4 protein-coding genes are annotated in these 3,765 nt (G+C 66.5%); 3 read left to right on the forward strand and 1 reads right to left on the reverse strand.

Annotation, left to right across the window (positions count from 1 at the left end; all coding sequences use genetic code 11):
- Positions 1–12 precede the first annotated feature (12 nt).
- Positions 13–339, reverse strand: a complete 327-nt coding sequence (locus ACWJ6R_RS32175; protein WP_449065826.1) for a hypothetical protein — start codon at positions 337–339, stop codon at positions 13–15.
- Positions 340–741: 402 nt separating this feature from the next.
- On the opposite strand from ACWJ6R_RS32175, the gene ACWJ6R_RS32180 reads away from it, so the two are divergent.
- From ACWJ6R_RS32180 to ACWJ6R_RS32190, 3 genes are all read left to right on the forward strand, one after another.
- The gene (locus tag ACWJ6R_RS32180) at positions 742–972 is read left to right on the forward strand and encodes a hypothetical protein (protein ID WP_449065827.1); all 231 of its coding nucleotides are present in this window, start codon (positions 742–744) and stop codon (positions 970–972) included.
- Complete coding sequence (locus ACWJ6R_RS32185; RefSeq protein WP_449065828.1) at positions 953–1,282, forward strand: type II toxin-antitoxin system PemK/MazF family toxin; 330 nt, start codon at positions 953–955, stop codon at positions 1,280–1,282. The genes ACWJ6R_RS32180 and ACWJ6R_RS32185 overlap by 20 nt, the downstream gene beginning before the upstream one ends.
- Before the next feature lie 626 nt (positions 1,283–1,908).
- Complete coding sequence (locus tag ACWJ6R_RS32190; RefSeq protein ID WP_449065829.1) at positions 1,909–3,519, forward strand: ISL3 family transposase; 1,611 nt, start codon at positions 1,909–1,911, stop codon at positions 3,517–3,519.
- Positions 3,520–3,765: the final 246 nt, after the last annotated feature.

A 3,765-nucleotide genomic window follows, 5' to 3' on the forward strand; every position in this document is an offset into this window, starting at 1 on the left:
GCACCTACACCCTCACCCGTGGCCCAGAACCCTGATTAGCTGCGGAACCCAGGCGTAGCAGTGACCGGCGATGCAGTCGGAGTAGGTCGCATGACCTGCCCACCTCGCACCGGCCGTGATCCGCGCCAGCCCTTCGCTGAACGAAGTGGGCGTGGAGATGAGCCACTCCGCCGCGGAAGCCGCCGCACCACCGCGTATCCAGCAGGCTTGGATCGCCGACAACCGGACCATGTCCTCAAGGCTCTCGTCGACCATCCGGCTCAGACACCCGGCCACTATGTCATCCGGAATACGACGTCTCGCGGGTACGTCGCATCCGGGAAGAAGCAGGTCGGTCATACCGTCTCCTCGCTGTAAAGATCATCCGGTGCCGCGGATCCGATCATCACCGTGGACAGAACCCGCACACAATGATCATCTTCTCCGATCGACGGCGACTTGATCCGGCCCTGTCGGCGGGAAACCGCCCACTACTCGTCATACTGATCAAGGCGGGCAAGGTATCCGTCGATCTCGGCGACCTCGGGTGAACCTGCTCCGAAACGCATCACCCGCTCCTCCCGGATCACCCCTTCCACCAACCGAGGTCGAGCAGGACCTTCTCGATCACGACCTCGAACGGCTTCTCGGTGTGCGCCCCGCTTATGCACCCATCTCAGGAGAAAGTCGACTACGTTCCGAGACTAGATAGTCACAAAGAAGCATGAATCCCTGCGAAAGACCACGTCGTAAAGTGAAGATATGACGGTGCTGACTATCGAACTCGACCCTCAGATGGAAGCCGCCCTGGCCGACCTCACGGTCGACGGCGACAGCCCGGAGACCGCGATCCGCCTCGCTGTGCTCACCGCGTGGCGCCTGCGCTGCGATGAGCGCATCCGCGCCCAGGCCGAGGCCATCGCGGCCGATCCCGACGACCAGGCCGAGATCCGAGCGATCCAGCACGAGCTGGATGACCTCCGTGCGTGGTGACCTTTACCGTCTGCGCGCACCTCGGGACGCGATAGGTCACGAGCAGCACGGTGAGCGCTTCGCGGTGGTGGTGCAGTCCGATCTCCTCAGTGCCTTCTCCACAGTGCTGATCGCGCCCACTTCGACAAGCGCGAGGGAGGCGGACTTCCGTCCCACCGTGGAAATCAACGGCAAGGACACCAAGGTCCTCCTCGACCAGACGACCGCGGTCGATCCCCAACGCCTGGGAGAGTTCGCCGGACGGCTGTCACCAGAGGAGACCGGCCAGATCGACACTGCCCTGCGGATCGGCTTCGGCCTGCTCTGGTAATCACCTTCAGCTGTATCCAGCCGACAGACCCCACCCTCCGCGGCAACCGGGTCAGTCATCCGACCGCCTCCGACTGGAGCTGACCGCTGCCGTTCGGGAAATGACCGTCGTAGAGGGTCGGGGAACCGCCCGACGGTCCAGCAACGGGCCAACCATGCCCACCAGGCGACAAAACGGACACAGAAACGATCAAGGGAGCGGCATCGCCGCAGGTCGTGAGGGGTAGGGCGGGCGGGACTCGAACCCGCGACCCAGGGATTATGAGCGTGCCTCGCCCCGTGACGGCCCATGATCGGCGGTGCCAGACGGGGATGTTTCCGCACGTCAGCGGCGGTCGCCGGTGACGCCTGCTGACGGCCCGTACGTGGGCACGGACGCACGTCCGTGCCCACCACGTGCCCCATCAGGCATTACGACGCCCCATGAGCTCTTTTCAATTCGGCGGCACTGGTCAGCGTAGGTACAAGGGGGCTGGGCCGAGGTGAGATAAGGCCCCGATAAGACAGCAGTCAACCAAGACAGGACGTCTGTCAACGCTCCCGCAACTTTGGTTCTGGCACGAATTCCGTGATCCTCCAGCGGTCTCCGAGATGCCCTGTTGACCATGATGTGTGACGGTCTCGGAGTTGCTCACGGTCCTGTTCCCCCACCTGGCCTGCCTGGACATCGACCACGTGCACCGATCCGGGAGATCGGTACGGATCCAGGCCCGGACACGCACGTCACAGGCGGCCTGCCCCGGATGCGGGACGATCTCCGCCCGGGTGCACAGCAGCTACGAGCGGCGCCTGTGTGACACCGCCGTCAGCGGTCAGGAGACCATCGTCCATCTGCGCGTTTTACGGTTCCGGTGCGGCAACGACGACTGCACCAAAAAGACCTTCGCCGAGCAGGTCCCCGGGCTGACCACCCGCTACGGTCGCCACAGCGTCCACCTCCGCCAGGTGCTGCAGACGATCGCCCTGGCCCTGGGCGGACGGGCCGGTGCCCGCCTGGCCCACCGGCTCGCCACGGCGGTGAGCCGGATGACGCTGATCCGGCTGATCCGCTCCCTGCCCGACCCGCAGCTGGCTTCTGCGCCCCAGGTGCTGGGCGTGGACGACTTCGCGCTGCGGCGCGGCCACACCTACGGCACGATCCTCATCGACATCACCACCAGCCGACCCGTCGACGTGCTGTTCGACCGGTCCGCCGATTCGCTGGCCGCCTGGCTGCGCGCCCATCCCGGCATCGAGGTCGTCTGCCGCGACCGGGCCGGCTGCTACGCCGAGGGAACCAGCCGCGGCGCGCCCGAGGCCATCCAGATCGCCGACCGGTGGCACATGTGGCGCAACCTCGGCGAGGCCGTCGAGCGCACCGTCACCCAACACCGCTCCCACCTGCGCGAGGTGACTCACCTCATGGGGCAGGTCGATGTCCCCGCACAGCATCCGGCCGCCGCGGCTCCCGTCCCCGAACCCGACACGGATGGCATGCGTTCCGGTCTGCTGGCCGAACGGACCCGTCGGCGGCACGCCGCCGTCCACCACCTGCTCGCCCAGGGTCGTGATCTCCGGGCGATCGCGCGAGAGCTCGGCCTGGCCCGCAACACCGTCCGCCGCTTCGCCCGCACCGCCGACCCTGAAGACCTCCTGGTGCACAACGGCACCGGAAAACGCCCCAAGAACCTAGAGCCGTTCGCCCCCTACCTGCGGCAGCGCTGGAAGGAAGGCTGCACCAACGCCGAACGGCTCTACCAGGAGATCACCGCCATGGGCTACCGCGGCAAAAGCACCGCCCTGCGCACATACGTGCACCCGTGGAGGTCGCAGACCACGATCATCCCACCGTCGCGGCCGCAACCGCCGAGCGTCCGCACGGCCACCGGCTGGTTCCTGCGCCACCCCGACAGCCTGGACACCGACGAGCGGCGGCAGTTCGACGCCCTCACCGATGCCTGCCCGCCGCTGGCCGCCGTCCGCGGCCACGTCCGCGGCTTCGCCGACATGATGCTGCAGCTGCGCGGCGAGCGCTTGGAGCAGTGGATGAACGACGTCCGGGCCGACGACCTGCCTGAGCTGCGCTCCTTCGTCACCGGCCTGCACCGTGACTTCGACGCGGCCAGGGCCGGCCTCAGCCTGCCCTACAGCTCCGGGAAGGTCGAAGGCCACGTGAACCGCATCAAGATGATCAAGAGGCAGATGTACGGCCGGGCCAACCCCGATCTCCTGCGCAAACGCGTTCTCCTGGTCAACTGAGGAGGGTCAGCTCACGGAATTCGTGCCAGAACCAGTTTTCAGGAAGCAGCGACAGACGTCCCGACCGGAAGGCTCGCTGCTGCCTTACCGCGCCGCGATCCTGCTGTCCAAGCGCACTCTTGCCCGCCCGGCCGACCTGATCCGCGCCCACCGCGACCTTGAAGGCATAGAAAGTAGTGACCCGGCTCCGCTACTGATGTTGAAAGGCTGAGGTGTGTTGATCAGACCGGCTGGAGGACCAGACCG

This window comes from Planomonospora algeriensis (assembly GCF_977012225.1).